Origin of the sequence: Enterobacter sp. EC_50, from assembly GCF_019584525.1 — a bacterium.
In the GTDB taxonomy this organism is placed as follows: domain Bacteria; phylum Pseudomonadota; class Gammaproteobacteria; order Enterobacterales; family Enterobacteriaceae; genus Enterobacter; species Enterobacter roggenkampii.
The window spans coordinates 1-18,351 of the sequence record NZ_VDAF01000043.1 but is presented as its reverse complement, the minus strand read 5'-3'; the positions used below and the strand labels follow the sequence as shown (position 1 = coordinate 18,351).

Here is an 18,351-nt window from a genome sequence, read left to right as displayed (position 1 = left end):
CTGCTGAATTCACTGTCGGCGAAGGTAAGTTGATGACTCATGATGAACTCTGTTCCATGGCTCCAGATGACAAACATGATCTCATATCAGGGACTTGTTCGCACCTTCCCTAGAGGAGGAGAGCCGCAGCAACCTGCTTTTCCCGGCGTCACACTGTCCCGTCTGCCAGCATGCTCTGCGCGCATGGGAGAACATCCCGCTGCTGAGCTGGCTGGCGCTGCGGGGACGCTGTCGTTGCTGCAAGTCGCCGATTCCGCTGCGGTTATTTTTACTCGAGCTGTTGACGGCGGTGTTCTTTGGCCTCACCGCCCGCTGGATACCGGACTTAGCATCCCTTTTCTCGCTGTGGGTGCTGGCGGCCTTTCTGCTGCCGCTGGCGATGATTGACGGACAGCACCAACTGCTGCCCGACTGCCTGACGCAGCCGCTGCTCTGGGCCGGGCTGCTGTTCCACGCCTTCAGCCACGGGCTGCCCCTGCGGGATGCGCTGCTCGGCGCGGTGGCAGGCTATCTTTCGCTCTGGCTGGTGTACTGGGCGTTTCGTCTGCTTACCCGTCGGGAAGGGCTGGGCTACGGCGATTTCAAGCTGCTGGCGGCGCTGGGCGCCTGGTGCGGCTGGCAGTCACTGCCTGCGATTGAATTAATTGCCGCATTAAGTGGCATAGTGGGCTATTTGCTATTAAATAAATCGAATAAAAATAACCTAACCATCGCTTTCGGACCTTATCTGGCTTTTGCTGGAATAGCGCTCTATACCTGCCAGCTATTTGTGAATACCTATTAAATAACCGGGTCAAGTTTTTTTATCAATATTTTCGACGAGGAAAGAGAAGGACGACCTTTTATCCTCAGTGTATCGTAAAAGGCATAAGCTACACGGATTTTTAGCTTGTATCTTTTAATGGAGGAATACAACGCGTCTTTAAGGTTTGGATAACGGCTGTCTGCGTATTTAAAAACGCACTATGTGAATATCATTCCATGTTCTAAAGGAAGACATGGATCAATTTCGTTTACGAATAAATTTATCAGGAAAGAAAAATGAAATTTATTAAGCCTAAATATCTGGCGCTCTTTATTGCAGCGGCAACCGGTTCTGCATTCGCTGCTGCGCCAGGTGCACCGACCATCGGCTCCGGCAATGACAAATTTGCGCTGGTCGAGGTGGATCAGGCCGCGCAGGATTACAACAGCCTCGTCAAGGTACATAACGACGGCGTGGATGTGAAAGTCGAGTGGAACGTGTGGAGCGGCGACGCGCCAACGTCTGCAAAAGTGCTGCTGGATGGTAAAACCGTGTGGACCGGCGCAGCTGGTGCAAGCGGCTCAGCCACCTTTAAAGTGAAAAAGGGCGGACGTTATCAGGAGCAGGTGGAAGTCTGTAATGCCAGCGGCTGTACCAAAAGCGCCAGCAAGCTGATCATCGTGGCGGACACCGACGGCAGCCATCTGCTGCCGCTGAACGCGCCGCTGCAGGAGAACAACAAAACGTTCGCCAAACATACTGATAAAGTGGTTGCGGCGTATTTCCCTGAATGGGGCGTTTACGATCGTAACTTCCCGGTTGATAAAATCCCGGCAGCGAACCTGAACCACATCCTCTATGGCTTCATTCCAATCTGTGGCGGCGACGGCATCAACGATGGCCTGAAAACCGTTGAAGGCGGTAACAGCTTCTCCGTACTGCAGCGCGACTGCGCGGGTCGTCCGGACTATACCGTCGCCATTCACGATCCGTGGGCTGCGCTGCAAAAACCGCAGTCTGGCGTCTCCAACTGGGACGACCCGTACAAAGGTAACTTTGGCCAGCTGATGGCGCTGAAAAAAGCGCATCCGGACCTGAAAGTGCTGCCATCCATCGGTGGCTGGACGCTGTCCGATCCGTTCTTCCACATGGGCGACCCGGCAATCCGTGCCCGCTTCGTCTCCTCTGTGAAAGATTTCCTGCAGACCTGGAAGTTCTTTGACGGTGTGGATATCGACTGGGAATTCCCTGGCGGCGGCGGCGTGAGCGAACACCTGGGTAACCCGCAGCAGGATAAAGCGACGTATACCGCCCTGATGCATGACCTGCGCACCATGCTGAACGAGCTGTCTGCACAGACTGGCCGTACCTATGAACTGACCAGCGCCATCGGTGCGGGCCGCGATAAGATTGAAGACGTGGATTACACCGCTGCTCAGCAGTACCTCGACCACATCTTCCTGATGAGCTATGACTTCTACGGCGGCTGGAGCAACACCGAGCTGGGCCACCAGGCCGCACTGCGCGCGCCGTCATGGCGTCCGGACACGAACTACACCACCGAGAACGGCGTGGACGCGCTGCTTGCTCAGGGCGTACAGCCAGGCAAGATCGTGGTGGGTGCGGGCATGTATGGCCGCGGCTGGACTGGCGTGCATGGCTACACCGGTGACAATCCATTCACGGGTACCGCAACCGGTATGGTGAAAGGTACCTGGGAACCTGGCGTGGTCGACTACCGTCAGATCGTTAACGAGTACAAAGGCAAGCCTGGCTGGGAATATGGTTACGACGCGAATGCTGAAGCGCCATATGTCTTCAATAAGTCTACCGGCGACCTGATCACCTATGAAGATGCACGCTCTACCGCCGCTAAAGGCAAGTATGTGCTGTCGAAAAACCTGGGCGGACTCTTTGCCTGGTCTATTGACTCTGATACCGGCGACATCCTGAACGCGATGAACGAAAGTCTGCTGGGCGGTTCTACCCCGGTCGATCCGGTCGTCACCAACCATGCGCCAATCGCGTCTTCTGCGGATCAGAACGTCTCTGGCCCGGCAACCGTCACGCTTGATGGTTCTGCTTCCAGCGATCCAGACGGTGATGCGATTACCTACAAATGGACCCAGGTTTCTGGCCCATCTGTAACTCTCTCCAACAGCACCAAAGCGAAAGCCACCTTCAACGTTGCGGCAGCGACCAGCGACCAGACCATGGTGTTCCGCCTGACGGTTACGGATGCTAAAGGCCTGAGCAACGCCATTGATGTGCAGGTTGTGAATAAAGCGCCAAAAGCTAACCAGGCACCAGTCGTGAACGCAATGGAGGCAGTGACGCTGCAGGCAGGAGAAACCTATGCTCTGCACGCGCAGGCTGTGGATCCAGACGGTGATGCGATGACCTTCTCCTGGAGCGTGCCAGCGGATATGCATGCAACCGGTACCGATACCGCGAACGTGACGATCACTGCACCAGACGTTGCCACCACGTCTACCTATACGCTGAGCGTAGTTGTAGGCGACGGCAAAACCAGCGTGCAGTCTAACGTGCAGGTTACCGTGAATCCGAAACCGGCTGACGTTACACCACCGTCTGATGAGGTTACACCTCCGTCTGATGACGTAACGCCACCCTCTGATGAAGTTACGCCTCCGTCTGATGACGTGACCCCGCCATCTGACGAAGGTTCTGCAACCGGTAGCTGCGATGCGCCTGTCGATGCTAACGCCAGCAAATATGCCGCGTGGGATGCCAGCAAAATCTACAACAGTGGCGATACCGTGAGCTTCGACCATCTGGTGTGGAAAGCGAAGTACTGGACGCAAGGCAACCAGCCTGGGTTCGGTGTGGATGCCTGGGAGCTGGTCAGCAACGTGAAGATGAACTGGCGTTCTGACCTGGTTTATAACGGCGGCGAAACCACAACCTACCAGGGCAACGTTTACCGTGCCAAATGGTGGACCCGCGGTGACAACCCGGCTAACAGCGATGTATGGGTGAAAGAAGGTCCTTCAACAGACTGCAAATAACCTTCTGAACCGTGGATTGCGGGAATGATATCAACCCGCACTAGTTGGTCACACCCCACTTCGGGTGTGACCAACACTTCAGAATTATCGCTAATGATGAGCGGAAAGAGGTTCAGTATTTAAAAAGCAGGTGCTCATGAAACGCGTGATTATATTTTTACTGCTGTTTAGTCAAAGCGTATTCGCGAACTGTTGGGATAACGCCGGACATTATTATCATGTCGATCCGTGGTTATTGTATGCAATTGCCAAAGTCGAATCCGGAATGAATCCCCACGCGGTAGGCTGGAACCACGACGGCACGCGTGACGTCGGGTTGATGCAGATTAACAGCTCACACTTCAGTGAGTTAGCACGTCAGGGTATTGATGAAAATCAGCTTATTAATGAGCCCTGTACCTCCATTATGGTCGGCGCCTCCATCCTGTCCGGGATGATAAACGTGTATGGCTATAACTGGGAAGCGGTGGGAGCGTATAACGCCGGATTGAAAAAAGAAAATTATCCGCAGCGCATGCGTTATGCCCATAAAGTGTGGGCGAAGTATCAGCAAATAAAATCGGGTAAATAACCGTAGTATTATTTTTATTTTTTGAAGAATTCCTTTCGGTGTTCTTCAGAAAATGAAAAAGAACCACACTCTCTGGCTTATTTATTAAGGGAGTAATACATAAGCCGGGAATGTACTCACCCTAGTTGCTTAAATACAGGATTATTTGAAATGACGAAAAGGACATTACTGAGCGTTCTCGTGGCGGGGGCATGTATTGCACCCTTTATGGCCCAGGCTGCATCACTGCAGGCGGCCAGCAGTGAGCCGTACACCATGAAAGCCAGCGATCTGGCGAAAAAGGAAAAAGAGCTGACCAATTTCCCGCTGATGGTTTCGGTGAAGGATACCATTGCGACCCTGGACAATAGCCTCGTAGAGCAGATTGAGCCAGGTCGTGCCTCGAACCCTGACAACGTCAAGCGCGTTGAAGGGATCGTGAAGGCCAGCGACTGGGAATATCTCTTCCCGCTGCGCGCTCAGTCTTATACCTACAGTAACTTCCTGAAGGCTGTTGGTAAATTCCCGGCACTGTGTAAGACCTATAACGATGGTCGCGACAGTGACGCCATCTGCCGCAAAGAGCTGGCGACCATGTTCGCCCACTTTGCGCAGGAAACCGGCGGCCATGAGAGCTGGCGTCCGGAAGCCGAGTGGCGTCAGGCCCTGGTTCACGTTCGTGAAATGGGGTGGACCGAAGGCCAGAAAGGCGGCTATAACGGCGAATGTAACCCAGACATCTGGCAGGGGCAGACCTGGCCATGCGGTAAAGACAAAGACGGCGACTTCGTAAGCTACTTTGGCCGCGGCGCGAAGCAGCTGTCTTACAACTATAACTACGGTCCGTTCTCTGAAGCGATGTTTGGCACCGTCCGCACCCTGCTCGACAAGCCTGAGCTGGTGGCGGATACCTGGCTGAACCTGGCGAGTGCGATCTTCTTCTTCGCCTATCCGCAGCCGCCAAAACCAAGCATGCTGCAGGTTATCGACGGCACCTGGCAGCCAAACGATCACGATAAAGCCAACGGCCTGGTTCCGGGCTTCGGCGTGACCACCCAGATCATCAACGGTGGCGTAGAGTGCGGCGGCCCAACCGAGATTGCCCAGTCTGAAAACCGCATCAAGTACTACAAAGAGTTCGCGAACTACCTGAAAGTGCCTGTTCCGGCGAATGAAGTGCTGGGCTGCGCCAACATGAAGCAGTTCGATGAAGGCGGCGCCGGTGCGCTGAAGATCTACTGGGAGCAGGACTGGGGGTGGAGCCCGGATACGCCGGACGGTAAGACCTACTCCTGCCAGCTGGTGGGGTACCAGACGCCGTTCAGCGCGTTCAAAGAGGGTGACTACACCAACTGCGTTAAGAAGTTCTATAACGTGAACATCATTAACGACGACGGCTCAGCCGTGACCCCAGGAGAAGACAAAACCCCGGCAGACACCACGCCGCCAGCGGATACGACGCCAGCGGAAGATACCACCCCTGTTGAACCGGCTACCGTGAATCACGCCCCTGCGGCGCAGATTGCGGGCCCAATCGGGGCGGTTGAAGCGGGTGCGCAGGTTTCCCTGAGCGCGGAAGGCTCCACTGACGCCGACGGTAACAAGTTGACCTACACCTGGCGTTCCCAGGATGGCCAGACCGTGACCGGTCAGGACAAAGCGGTGGTGACCTTCAAGGCGCCAGAGTCTGCAACGGCTCAGCAGTACGAAATCGGCCTGACCGTCAGTGATGGTGAACTGACCAGCACCACGTCCTACCTGCTGAATGTGAAAGCGAAAGCCGAGTCTAAGGACGAAGGCACTTCCGGCTCTTACGCCGCGTGGAGCGCGAACAGCAAGTACAACGCAGGTGATATCGTGAACAACCACGGTAAACTGTTCCAGTGCAAACCGTTCCCGTACAGCGGCTGGTGTAACAATGCCCCGGCATACTACGAACCCGGCGCTGGCCTGGCGTGGGCTGATGCCTGGACGGCTCTGTAAAAGCAAACGGCAACCTTCGGGTTGCCGTTTTCGTATTTGCACCCTCTGTCTTTTGCCGGGTAGCGCTGCGCTTACCCGGCCTACATGAGGCTAAAGAGGCGAGGGGTCAGTACGGAGCCGTTGTAGGCCCGGTAAGGCGAAGCCGCCACCGGGCAAAAAGGCTAGCGATGCAGCTTCCCGTGATCCCGCAGCCACGCCGCCGTGCGCATAATCCCTTCATCCAGCGTCACAACCGGTTTATACCCCAGCTCATTCTCCGCCCGCGAAATATCCAGCGTGAAGTCAAAGTTGAGTTTAGAGACGCCGTAATGCGTCAGCGCAGGCTCTTTGGCTGTTTTACTGCCAAAGCGCTCCATGCTGCGGGCAATCATATCCAGCATTGGGTAGGGCACGGAACGGATACGGCAGTTGATCTGCAGCTCGTCGATCAGCCGCTGCACAATGCTGCGCAGCGTGCAGGGTTCGCCGTTAGTGATGTTGTAGGCGCGACCGGAGATCAGCTTATCGCAGTCCGGCTGGCTGGCCAGCCACATGGCGTGAACGGCGTTTTCGTAGTAGGTCATATCCACAAGGGCATCGCCGCCGCGCGGCAGCAGCACGCTGCCGTAATGGTGCATCATCTGCGCCAGACGCGGAATAAATACCTTATCGTGCGGCCCGAACAGGCTCTGCGGACGCAGGACCGTAAAGCGGGTGTGCGGGTTTGACTGCGCCAGCAGGTCGATGACCTCTTCGCTGGCCGCCTTGCTGCGGGCAAACTCGCAGGCAAAGCGAGCAGGGCGGAAATCTTCCTGCACGTCGCGATGGTGGTGATAGTCGAAATAGAGTGACGGTGACGAGATATGAATAAAGTTACGCACGCCCCAGGCAACGGCCCATTCCCCCAGACGGCGGGTGGCCCGCACGTTGGCGAGATCGAAGGCTTCCTGGGTCCCCCACGGGGAGGTAAAACTGGAGCAGTGCCATAGCGTGTCGATACCGGCGAGCATCACCTTCGCCTGCGAGGAGACCAGCTCCGTCAGGTCGGCATGGACGAACTCTGCGCCCATTTTTTGCAGCAGCTTACCCATCGCTTCGTTGCGACCGGTAGCCCTGACGCTGATGCCCTTGTTGCGCAGAAATTCGACCGCATTTCGGCCTAAGCCGCTGGTCGCCCCGGTAACCAGTACCTTCATAGCTATCCACTGTGTTGAAAAGAATTTCGTGCGCATTCTTTCGTGAATTACGGCGCTATGCAATGGGAAAGGTGAAAGAAAGAGAGTTTTATTTAGATCTTTTCCGTCTTTTGTTCTGCCCGTTGCGCAATGCGTTTCGCCATTCCCCGGAAGATAAACAGGTGGGCAGGGATCATCAACAGCCAGTAGAACAGACCCGGCATTCCGTGCGGGTGCCACCAGGCGCGCACGTCCAGTTCACGATGATCGCCTTTGTCTTTCAGGGTAAAGCAGAGTCGGCCCAGCCCCGGGGCTTTCATGCCGAACAACAGCGCCAGCTGTTTTTCCGGTTCGACGATGATCACCTTCCAGCTGTCGACTGCGTCGCCCACCTCAAGATACGGGCGTGCCGGGCGGCCTTTCGCCAGCCGGTGGCCCACCAGCAGGTCCATCGCCCCGCGCGTTTGCCAGAGGAGATTACCGAAGAAATACCGTTCTTTGCCGCCAATCTGGTTCACCACCTCCCAGAGCGCGACCAGGCTCGCGGAGGTTTTCACCGTGCAGCCCGCCTGTTTCGGGTAATAACCATACTCAGGGCGCCAGCGGGCAAAGGCCTGGGCGTCGTAGCCCCAGTCGCTGGAGTTCACCAGCTGTTCTTCTTCCTTGAGCGTATTGCGCACGGCATCGTCAAAGCGGATCAGATCCTGAGGAATTAAGGCGCGCAGCGCGCGATCGTCGGCCAGCAGATCGTGCTTCAGCCCCTGGATCAGCGCTTTGGCGGTCGTCGGCGGCACCGAGGTGATGACATTCAAAAACCACACCGAAATCCAGCGCGTCGGGAAGGGAATGGGGATCAGCCAGCGGCGGCGGCCGCTGACGCGCATAAAGTGCTCGAACTGCGCCTGATAGCTCAATACTTCAGGACCAGCGGCTTCCAGCACGCGGTGTTGCTCCGCCGGGTGATCCAGCAGGGTCACCAGATAATGCAGGAGGTTCTCCAGCGCAATCGGCGTGGTGCGCGAACGGACCCAGCGCGGCGGCGTGAGCACCGGCAGGTTGTAGACCATATCGCGCATCACTTCGAAGGCGGCAGAACCGGCGCCGACGATGATCCCGGCGCGCAGTTCGGTGACGGGGATATTGGCCCCCCGCAGGATGTCCGCCGTCAGCTGGCGGGCGTGCAGGTGATCGGACTGCTCGCGTTCAGGTGCCTGAAGTGAACTGAGAAAAATCACCTGCTTCACCGGGGTTTGCAGCAGGGCATCGCGGACGTTCATCGCTACCTGGCGCTCGTGGGCGATAAAATCTCCGCCTTCACCCATGCTGTGCACCAGGTAGTAAAGCGTGTCGACCCCTTCCAGCAGCGCGGGAAGCGCCTTTGGCCAGTTGAGGTCAACGTTGTGACAGGTAACGCCCGGCAAACCGAGTTTTTGCAGGCGTTCGGTATTGCGTGCCGCAGCCAGCACCTGGTGCCCCTGCTGGCTTAACGCCGCGGTGAGATGCTGACCGATATACCCGCTGGCGCCGAGCACCAGAATGCGTTGCGGCACGTGATGCTCCTTATCGCTGTAAAAACGCCTGCCAGTGTTTTACCACGTCGGCCAGCTGCTCGCGGTTGACGTCGAGATGCATGACCAGACGCACCACAGGTGAGGCGTTGATCAGCACGCCACGTGCTTTCATGAACTCGCCAAGCGCAGCGGCGTGGTCATCGCCCACGCGGACGAACAGCATGTTGGTGTCGTGGCGCATCACGTCGGCGCCAATTTCACGCAGCTCGGCCGCCATCCACGCGGCGTTGTCGTGATCGTCCTTCAGGCGCGTCACGTTGTTTTTCAGGGCATACAGCCCGGCAGCCGCCAGAATACCCGCCTGGCGCATGCCGCCGCCGGTCATTTTACGCCAGCGGTTGGCGCGCTTGATGTAGTCCGCATTGCCCACCAGCAGGGAACCCACTGGGGTGCCCAGCCCTTTAGAGAGGCAGATAGTGAACGAGTCGCAATATTGCGTAATCTCTTTCAGCGCGCAGCCGTACGCCACCACGGCGTTGAAGATGCGCGCGCCATCCACGTGCAGACCGAGCCCGCGCTCGCGGGTAAACTCCCACGCCGCCTTCAGGTATTCGCGCGGCAGGACCTTGCCGTTGTGGGTGTTTTCGAGGCTGAGCAGACGGGTGCGGGCAAAATGAATATCATCGGCTTTGATTTTCGCCGCGACTTTATCAAGGGGCAGGGTGCCGTCCGGCGCAGCGTCGATCGGCTGCGGCTGAATGCTGCCGAGCACCGCGGCACCGCCCGCTTCGTAGAGATAGTTATGCGCGCCCTGGCCGACGATATACTCTTCACCGCGCTCGCAGTGGCTGAGCAGCGCCACCAGGTTGGCCTGCGTGCCGGTGGGCAGGAACAGGGCGGCCTCTTTTCCGCTCAGCTCTGCGGCGTAGCGCTGCAGTTCGTTGACCGTCGGGTCATCGCCGTAGACGTCGTCCCCGACCGGGGCGGCCATCATCTCTTCGAGCATGGCGCGACTCGGGCGGGTAACGGTATCACTGCGTAAATCAATCATGGCATGTCCTTATATTTAAAAAGGCGATGCCAGATGTTTTACCTGAGCCAGTTGGTTTTTGCCAGTTCGATCACCTCGTCACCACGCCCGCTGATGATGGCGCGCAGCATGTACAGGCTAAAGCCTTTGGCCTGCTCCAGCTTGATCTGTGGCGGGATGGCCAGCTCCTCTTTGGCGACGACCACATCCACCAGTACCGGGCCGTCGATGGAGAAGGCGCGCTGCAGGGCTTCATTCACCTCGGACGCTTTCTCCACGCGGATGCCGGTGATGCCGCAGGCCTCGGCGATGCGGGCAAAGTTGGTGTCGTGCAGCTCGGTGCCGTCCGTCAGATAGCCTCCAGCCTTCATCTCCATCGCCACGAAGCCCAGCACGCTGTTGTTGAAGACCACGATTTTCAGCGGAAGCTTCATCTGCACCACCGACAGGAAATCACCCATCAGCATGCTGAACCCGCCGTCGCCGCACATCGCCACCACCTGACGCTCCGGCGCCGTCGCTTTTGCGCCCAGCGCCTGCGGCATGGCGTTAGCCATCGAGCCGTGGTTGAACGAGCCGAGCAGTCGGCGTTTGCCGTTCATTTTCAGGTAGCGTGCCGCCCAGACGGTTGGCGTGCCTACGTCGCAGGTGAAAATGGCGTCTTCGTCCGCGAAATGGCTGATCTGCTGCGCCAGATACTGCGGGTGAATGGCTTTGTCGCTCGGTTTGGCCAGGTCGTCCAGACCCTTGCGGGCATCGCGATAGTCGCTTAGCGCTTTATCAAGGAATTTGCGGTCCGTTTTCTCTTCCAGCAGCGGCAGCAGGGCGGCAAGGGTGGATTTGATGTCGCCCACCAGCGCCATATCGACCTTGCTGTGCGCGCCGATGCTGGCCGGGTTGATATCAATCTGAATGATTTTGGCATCCGTCGGGTAAAACGCGCGGTACGGGAACTGGGTGCCGAGCAGGATCAGCGTGTCTGCGTTCATCATGGTGTGGAAGCCGGAAGAAAAACCGATCAGCCCGGTCATGCCTACATCGTAGGGGTTATCGTATTCGACGTGCTCTTTGCCGCGCAGGGCGTGGACAATCGGGGCTTTCAGCTTTCCGGCAAATTCCAGCAGCTCTTTATGCGCGCCCGCACAGCCGCTGCCGCACATCAGGGCGATATTGCTGGCGTAACGCAGCAGCTGCGCCAGCTTTTTCAGCTCCTCCTCGGCAGGCGTCACCACCGGCTGCGGGGCATGGTACCAGTGGGTGCTGGCTCCTTCCGGCGCGGCCTTGAGCGCCACGTCGCCCGGGATAACGACCACGGACACGCCGCGATTCAGCACGGCCTTGCGCATGGCGATCGCCAGAACCTGCGGGATCTGCTCCGGGGATGAAACCAGTTCGCAATAGTGGCTGCATTCACGGAACAGCTCCTGCGGATGCGTCTCCTGAAAATAGCCGCTGCCGATTTCGGAAGAGGGGATATGGGCGGCAATCGCCAGCACCGGCACGTGATTGCGGTGGCAGTCGAAGAGGCCGTTGATCAGGTGCAGGTTACCCGGCCCGCAGGATCCGGCGCAGACGGCCAGCTCACCCGTAAGCTGCGCTTCAGCACCTGCGGCGAACGCGGCAACCTCTTCATGGCGGGTCGGCATCCATTCGATGGTCTTCATCTTGTTGAGGCTGTCGCTGAGTCCGTTCAGGGAATCGCCGGTGACGCCCCAGATACGTTTTACGCCAGCCTGTTCGAGCGTTTTCGCTATATATGCAGCCACGGTTTGTTTCATGGTTGTCCGTCTCCTTTTTGTGATAACGCTTACAAGCTTAGAAGAAAGTCTCCGTATTGCCCGTCAGATCCCCCCAATTAAAAGGTGCTTTTCACGCGCAACGCTTCAGCATAATCTGGTCATATCTCAGTGAAAACAGGAATCATTTCAAATGGTTAAATCATTGTTAATTGCTGTTAATGAAAAGCTATCGTGCGACGATCTTGGCAAACTCTTGTTACGACTTGCCGTCGGCGGGCTGATGCTCTTTCACGGTTTGCATAAGCTGTTTGGCGGGGTGGGCTTTATCAGCGGTATGCTGGTGGAGAAAGGGCTGCCGGGGTTTATCGCCTACGGCGTATTGATTGGCGAAGTGGTGGCGCCGATCCTGATTATTGTCGGGCTCTTTACGCGCCCGGCCGCGCTGGTGCTGGCGTTTACGATGATCGTGGCATGGCTGATGGTGGGATTGGATGAGACATTCGCGCTCGACAAGGTCGGCGCATGGGCGATTGAAAGCCTGGTGTACTTCTTTATCGGCTCGCTGGCGGTGGCGTTTTTAGGGGCAGGGCGGTTTGCGCTGGGGAAAACACCTGCGTGGCGGTAGGGGTTGGAATCTGTTCCGAGGGAAGGGGTCTACGGACCCTTTTTTATTGGTGAGTTTTAAGTTGTTGATTTCACAACGGTGAATTGTTGGTGGGGAAAAAAGGGTTTACGGAGAATTTTAGGGGGATTTCTTTATATCACAAGAAGATAGGTGTAGATTGTTCCAGTTCACTGCCGTACAGGCAGCTTAGAAATCAGGATAACGCGCAGGCTGGCAATGACGCTCGTTCACTGCCGTACAGGCAGCTTAGAAACGAACGACGCCATCACTTTTGCCATCCCTTGCGTTCACTGCCGTACAGGCAGCTTAGAAATGCAAGCAGGCGGACGCGCCAGCGGCGCTGGCAGTTCACTGCCGTACAGGCAGCTTAGAAAATAACGTCCCCTTACAGGCTTTTGAATGCCTTGTTCACTGCCGTACAGGCAGCTTAGAAAAGCTGGACACGGAGAGGAACGCGGCATGAGCGGTTCACTGCCGTACAGGCAGCTTAGAAAATACGTGCTCGCCCCTTTGATGGGTATTACCCGTTCACTGCCGTACAGGCAGCTTAGAAAAAAACAACACCAGAGGGCGCGAGGACCATCCACGTTCACTGCCGTACAGGCAGCTTAGAAAACATATTTCGTCAAAGCTGCGGGTGATTCTATGTTCACTGCCGTACAGGCAGCTTAGAAAGACGAACTAGCGCAATACGTAAGCCAGATCCAGTTCACTGCCGTACAGGCAGCTTAGAAATGTGCCCAAAGCAGGTCACTCAGTTCTGATGGGTTCACTGCCGTACAGGCAGCTTAGAAAACTCACGAGAACGGGCGAGACGGCAACCGATGGTTCACTGCCGTACAGGCAGCTTAGAAAAGGACGTTTTGATGCGTCTTGCCCAGCTTTCTGTTCACTGCCGTACAGGCAGCTTAGAAATGGAATTCAGGGCGACCGTCCGGACCATTGCCGTTCAATGCCGTACAGGCAGCTTAGAAATCTGTGGCTTGCCGCCAAAAGAAGGCCGACTAGTTCACTGTCGTACAGGCAGCTTAGAAAGCACTTCAGCCGGGTAAGCGTCGGTGGTTAGGGTCCAATGCCGAACACGCAGTAGGCACAACGTAGGCCGGGTAAACGCAGTGCCACCCGGCAAAAAAGCCCGGTGGCGCTGACGCTTACCGGGCCTACGAACGAACGTTTATTGTTTATGCGAGGACCAAATCGCCCTGGGGATGGCACGAGCACGCCAACACGTAACCCTCGGCAATTTCCGCGTCGGACAGCGTCATGGTGCTGGTGACGGTGTACTCCCCGGAAACCACCTTTGTTTTACAGCAGCCGCACACCCCGGCACGGCAGGCCGCCGCCACCGGCACGTTGTTGCTTTCCAGCGCCTCCAGCAGCGTCGTGCCCACGCGGCCAAAGAAGGTCTGCGCAGGCTGCAGTTTGGTGAACTGAATCCCGCTGGTTGCCGCTTCCGCCACCGGCGTGAAGAACTGCTCTTTGAAGAAACGGGTCACGCCGAGCGCTTTCACGTCTTCTTCCACGATAGCCATGTACGGCGCCGGGCCGCAGGTCATCACGGTGCGGTTCGCGATATCCGGCACGCTTTGCAGCAGCTCGCGGCTCAGGCGACCGGGCACAAAACCGTGCGTCGCGTTGTGCTCAGCCACCAGCGTCACCGGATAATCACGCCACTCCTCGGCAAAAATGACATCGTCCGGAGAGCGCACGCTGAAGATCGCCTGCACGTCGGCCTGCGGGCGGTTTTTTGCCAGCCAGCGGCGCATCGACATAATCGGCGTTACGCCACAGCCTGCCGCCAGCAGCAGGAATTTATCGTCCGCTTTGTCGTCACAGGTGAATTCACCCTGCGCGTCGGAGAGCCAGATATAATCCCCGCGCTTCACGTCACGGGTCAGCCACTGCGAGCCCGCGCCGTCATCAATGCGGCGGACGGTGAGCGTGATGTATTCGCTGACGCCCGGCGTGGAGGAGAGGGTGTAGGCGCGCAGGGTGTCCGCCGAATGGCGAACGCTGACCAGCGCATACTGACCGGCTCGGTACGGATAGTAGTCGTGGCACAGCAGCGACAGCGTCCACACATCCGGCGTCTCCTGATGGATGTGATGCACCTGCATCCGCCACGGGCATTGTGAGGTTGGCATGGTCATAAATTACTCCTTACGCGCTCAACAGCTGCTTCATATCATCTTCAACGTTGGTCACGGAACGCAGGCCGAATTTCTCGTTCAGCACGGCCAGCAGGTCCGGCGTCAGGAAGCCTGGCGCTGTCGGGCCGGTCACGATGTTGGTCACGCCCAGAGAGAGCAGGGTCAGCAGGATGACAATCGCTTTCTGCTCAAACCAGGAGAGCACCAGGGAGAGCGGCAGATCGTTGACGCCGCAGCCCAGTTTTTCCGCCAGGGTAACGGCAAGAATGATGGCCGAGTAAGCATCGTTACACTGGCCCGCATCGATCAGGCGCGGCAGGCCTTCGATGTCGCCGAAGTCCAGCTTGTTGAAACGGTATTTACCGCACGCCAGGGTCAGGATCAGGCAGTCTTCCGGCACGCGGGTGGCGAAATCGGTAAAGTAGTTACGCTCGCCGCGCGCGCCGTCGCAGCCGCCGACGAGGAAGATGTGGCGCAGCTTTTCGCGGCTGACGAGGTCAATCAGCGAATCGGCGGCGCCGAGCAGGGTTTCACGACCGAAGCCGACGGTGATCAGATGCGGGATCTCGCTGTACGGGAAGCCTGCCATCTGCTGCGCTTGCGCTATCACCGGTCCGAAATCGTCACCTTCAAGATGGCTCACGCCCGGCCAGCCGACGATGCTGCGGGTCCAGATGCGGTCGTCATACGCGCCCACGGTCGGGTCGATGATGCAGTTAGAGGTCATTACGATAGGACCGGGGAAGCGGGCAAATTCCACCTGCTGGTTCTGCCAGCCGCTGCCGTAGTTACCGATCAGGTGCTTGAATTTACGCAGCTCCGGATAGCCGTGCGCTGGCAGCATTTCACCGTGGGTATAGACGTTAACGCCGGTGCCTTCGGTTTGCTTCAGCAGGTTGTAGAGATCTTTCAGGTCATGACCGGAGATCAGGATGCATTTGCCCTCGGTCGCTTTGACGTTGACCTGCGTCGGCGTCGGGTGGCCGTAGGTGCCGGTTTCACCCGCGTCCAGAATGCTCATCACGCGGAAGTTCATCTGGCCGATTTCCATTGAGCATTCCAGCAGCGCGTTCATATCGGCAGGCCAGGTGCCCAGCCACGCCATGATTTTATGGTACTGGGCGTAGATGTCGTTATCGTACTGACCGAGCACGTGCGCGTGCTCCATATAGGCCGCAGCGCCTTTCAGGCCGTACAGGCACAGCAGGCGCAGGCCGAGAATGTTCTCGCCAATCGCTGCTTTGTCTTTGTTTGGGGTGAATTCTGCCGCCTGACGCTGCAGATCGCCGAGATCGTCGCTTACCAGCTGGAGGTCAGACATCGGGTTTTCCACGCGGGCGTTAGCATCCGCCTTCAGGCACTGCGCCTTCAGCGCTTCACGCAGGGCAATGGCTTCGCGGGCATAGCCAACAATGCGCGGAGAGTCGAAGTTAACGTTGGTCAGCGTGGAGAAGAAGGCGCGCGGGGCGAAGCTGTCGACGTAATGGTCGACAATGCCGTATTCGCGGGCTTTAAACGCCCATGCGGAAAGGCCTTGCAGGGCGGCAATCAGCAGGTCCTGCAGGTCAGATGTTTCTGCGGTTTTGCCGCACATACCCTGTGCGTAAGAGCAGCCATTGCCTGCCGGGGTACGGATGGTTTGTTCACATTGCACACAAAACATAATCACACCTGTTAAAGTTATATTTGATATACATGTTTAAGGTTATGCCTGTGCCAGAACGGAGAAAAGGGCTTTCTGCTACAAAATAGAGGGAGATTGATTTAGCGCAATTTTGGCGGCAGGCACCCTACCGCCAAAGAGGTATCAGGCCGAGAAGACGGCCATCAGAACCGGAACCAGCAGGCTTAAAATAAAGCCGTGAACGATGGCGGCGGGCACCATCTCCAGTCCACCAGAGCGTTGCAATACTGGCAGGGTAAAGTCCATCGACGTCGCGCCGCACAGGCCCAGCGCGGTAGAGCGGCTGCGGCGAACCAGCCCCGGGATCAGCATAATGGCGAGCAGCTCGCGCGCCAGATCGTTAAAGAAGGCAGCACTGCCGATGACCGGGCCAAAGGATTCGGTCAGCAGGATACCGGAGAGGGAATACCAGCCAAAGCCTGACGCCATCGCCAGACCGGTTTTCAGCGGCAGATCGAGAATAAAGGCGTTAATGACGCCCGCCACCATGGAACTGGCGACCACAATGACCGCAACCATCATTCCCCGACGGTTTAAAACAATTTGCTTCAGCGTCATGCCATTATTTCGCAGCTGGATACCGATCAGGAACAGAAGGAAAATTAGCGTATATTCACTGGCCTCTGTCGCGTGCTGTAAAAATGCCCAGCCGGTCAGCCCAAGAAGAAAACCGAGCACCACGACGCCGCACAGTTTTAATGATTCCAGCGCCATCGCAATTCGGGAAGGCAGTTTTTCCTGATGATGATGGTTTTTCCACGGAACGGTGCGCTCAAGCCAGAATAATGCGGCGATATTACACAGCAAAATAACCACCACGGTGACCACAGAATAATGCAGGATGGAAAGCAGATTCGTCGCCAGATTATCCAGGAAGGCCAGGCTGATCCCCATAAAGAAAAGAATGACGTAAACAATCCAGCTGAGAAAACGGTTGATAAGCCGTAATGCGGATTCTCTGTGCAGCGGGATGAGATAGCCCGCAATCAGGGGCAGCAGAATAATGAGGAGTCCTGAAAACATGAACAGCCGGTCCTTTTGAGTATCTGTTGAGCGCCAGAGACACTACCCAATAAAGACTGTTCAGTAAAGCGGCAATAAAAAAGCCGGGTGGCGGCTGCGCCTTACCCGGCCTACAAGTGCACACTCACCTAGGTCGGGTAAGCGTTAGCGCCACCCGACACCGCGCGCAATTAATCGCGTTTTTCCAGCAGGGTGCGGTACAGCACGCCACCCAGGATACCGCCGATAATCGGCATCACCCAGAACAGCCAGAGCTGCTCAAGCGCCCAGCCGCCCTGGAAGACGGCGACGGCGGTGCTGCGTGCCGGGTTAACGGAGGTGTTGGTAACCGGAATGGAGATCAGGTGGATAAGCGTCAGTGCCAGACCAATGGCGATCGGTGCGAAACCGGCTGGCGCGTGTTTGTCGGTTGCGCCGTGGATCACCAGCAGGAAACCTGCGGTCAGCACAATTTCAATCACGATGGCAGACAGCATGGAATAACCGCCCGGAGAATGCTCGCCGAAGCCGTTAGAGGCGAAGCCGCTGGCCGCCGCGTCGAAGCCAGCTTTACCGCTGGCAATGACGTACAGAACGCCCGCTGCGATAATACCGCCCACCACCTGAGCGACAATATAGCCAATCACCTCTTTCGCCGGAAAACGACCGCCGGCCCATAAACCTAATGTCACTGCCGGGTTAAAATGACCGCCGGAAATATGCCCCACGGCAAAGGCCATGGTTAATACGGTTAAACCAAATGCCAGCGCGACGCCGACAAAACCGATACCTAATTCCGGGAATGCTGCTGCCAGAACGGCGCTACCGCAGCCACCAAATACCAGCCAGAATGTACCAAAGCATTCTGCTGCCAATTTTCTAAACATAACCACCTCAAATAATTTTCCGCACGCTTTCCCGCGCGCGGGATATATCGCCATAAAGGGATGACGACTCAAAGAGTCCGTATTTTAGAAACCAATAACACCCCTTCGCCACTTAAATAAATTCGATTAATTTGATTTAAGGCAATGTGGGTGATGCTGCCAACTTACTGATTTAGTGTATGATGGTGTTTTTGAGGTGCTCCAGTGGCTTCTGTTTCTATCAGCTGTCCCTCCTGTTCAGCTACTGACGGGGTGGTGCGTA

14 protein-coding genes and 1 CRISPR repeat array are annotated in these 18,351 nt (G+C 57.0%); of the genes, 6 read left to right on the top strand and 8 right to left on the bottom strand.

Translation table 11 applies throughout. The features are described from left to right. The first annotated feature begins 94 nt into the window (after positions 1 to 94). From FHC48_RS22375 to FHC48_RS22360, 4 genes are all read left to right on the top strand, one after another. Positions 95 to 784, top strand: coding sequence for an A24 family peptidase (locus FHC48_RS22375; RefSeq protein ID WP_310572872.1), 690 nt, complete (start codon positions 95 to 97; stop codon positions 782 to 784). Positions 785 to 1,041: 257 nt separating this feature from the next. Then, positions 1,042 to 3,774 (top strand): glycosyl hydrolase family 18 protein, encoded by a 2,733-nt coding sequence (locus FHC48_RS22370; RefSeq protein WP_008500009.1) that lies wholly within the window; start codon positions 1,042 to 1,044, stop codon positions 3,772 to 3,774. A gap of 136 nt (positions 3,775 to 3,910) precedes the next feature. Next, positions 3,911 to 4,345, top strand: coding sequence for a type III secretion system invasion protein IagB (gene iagB / locus FHC48_RS22365; RefSeq protein WP_046092276.1), 435 nt, complete (start codon positions 3,911 to 3,913; stop codon positions 4,343 to 4,345). Between the two features lie 150 nt (positions 4,346 to 4,495). After that, on the top strand, positions 4,496 to 6,307 hold the full coding sequence (locus FHC48_RS22360) for a chitinase (RefSeq protein WP_059361994.1): 1,812 nt from the start codon (positions 4,496 to 4,498) through the stop codon (positions 6,305 to 6,307). 161 nt (positions 6,308 to 6,468) lie between these two features. Here FHC48_RS22360 and FHC48_RS22355 read toward each other — a convergent pair whose 3' ends face one another. The 4 genes from FHC48_RS22355 to poxB form a co-directional block, all read right to left on the bottom strand. After that, complete coding sequence (locus FHC48_RS22355) at positions 6,469 to 7,482, bottom strand: NAD(P)-dependent oxidoreductase (protein WP_008500006.1); 1,014 nt, start codon at positions 7,480 to 7,482, stop codon at positions 6,469 to 6,471. 92 nt (positions 7,483 to 7,574) lie between these two features. Then, entirely contained in the window at positions 7,575 to 9,011 is a 1,437-nt protein-coding gene (locus FHC48_RS22350; protein ID WP_059361996.1) for an SDR family oxidoreductase, read from the bottom strand. A gap of 10 nt (positions 9,012 to 9,021) precedes the next feature. Then, on the bottom strand, positions 9,022 to 10,023 hold the full coding sequence (ltaE, locus tag FHC48_RS22345; protein ID WP_059361998.1) for a low-specificity L-threonine aldolase: 1,002 nt from the start codon (positions 10,021 to 10,023) through the stop codon (positions 9,022 to 9,024). 38 nt (positions 10,024 to 10,061) lie between these two features. Then, positions 10,062 to 11,780: a ubiquinone-dependent pyruvate dehydrogenase gene (gene poxB, locus FHC48_RS22340; protein ID WP_059362000.1), complete on the bottom strand. Its 1,719-nt coding sequence runs from the start codon at positions 11,778 to 11,780 to the stop codon at positions 10,062 to 10,064. 151 nt (positions 11,781 to 11,931) lie between these two features. Here poxB and FHC48_RS22335 point away from each other — a divergent pair, with 151 nt between their 5' ends. Further along, the gene (locus tag FHC48_RS22335; protein WP_039266063.1) at positions 11,932 to 12,366 is read left to right on the top strand and encodes a DoxX family protein; all 435 of its coding nucleotides are present in this window, start codon (positions 11,932 to 11,934) and stop codon (positions 12,364 to 12,366) included. A 165-nt stretch (positions 12,367 to 12,531) separates the two neighbouring features. After that, positions 12,532 to 13,401: direct repeats of the CRISPR family, unit length 28 nt; unit sequence GTTCACTGCCGTACAGGCAGCTTAGAAA. Positions 13,402 to 13,547: 146 nt separating this feature from the next. On the opposite strand, the gene hcr is transcribed toward FHC48_RS22335, so the two are convergent. From hcr to aqpZ, 4 genes are all read right to left on the bottom strand, one after another. Continuing rightward, positions 13,548 to 14,516, bottom strand: coding sequence for an NADH oxidoreductase (gene hcr, locus FHC48_RS22330; RefSeq protein WP_059362002.1), 969 nt, complete (start codon positions 14,514 to 14,516; stop codon positions 13,548 to 13,550). A gap of 10 nt (positions 14,517 to 14,526) precedes the next feature. Further along, positions 14,527 to 16,179, bottom strand: coding sequence for a hydroxylamine reductase (gene hcp, locus FHC48_RS22325; protein WP_059362004.1), 1,653 nt, complete (start codon positions 16,177 to 16,179; stop codon positions 14,527 to 14,529). A gap of 144 nt (positions 16,180 to 16,323) precedes the next feature. Then, positions 16,324 to 17,223, bottom strand: a complete 900-nt coding sequence (locus FHC48_RS22320) for a lysine exporter LysO family protein (RefSeq protein WP_008499999.1) — start codon at positions 17,221 to 17,223, stop codon at positions 16,324 to 16,326. A gap of 170 nt (positions 17,224 to 17,393) precedes the next feature. Further along, entirely contained in the window at positions 17,394 to 18,089 is a 696-nt protein-coding gene (gene aqpZ / locus FHC48_RS22315; protein ID WP_059362081.1) for an aquaporin Z, read from the bottom strand. Between the two features lie 204 nt (positions 18,090 to 18,293). On the opposite strand from aqpZ, the gene FHC48_RS23865 reads away from it, so the two are divergent. Continuing rightward, the coding region (locus FHC48_RS23865) for an IS1 family transposase (protein ID WP_097491765.1) at positions 18,294 to 18,351 on the top strand (58 nt) is incomplete at its 3' end.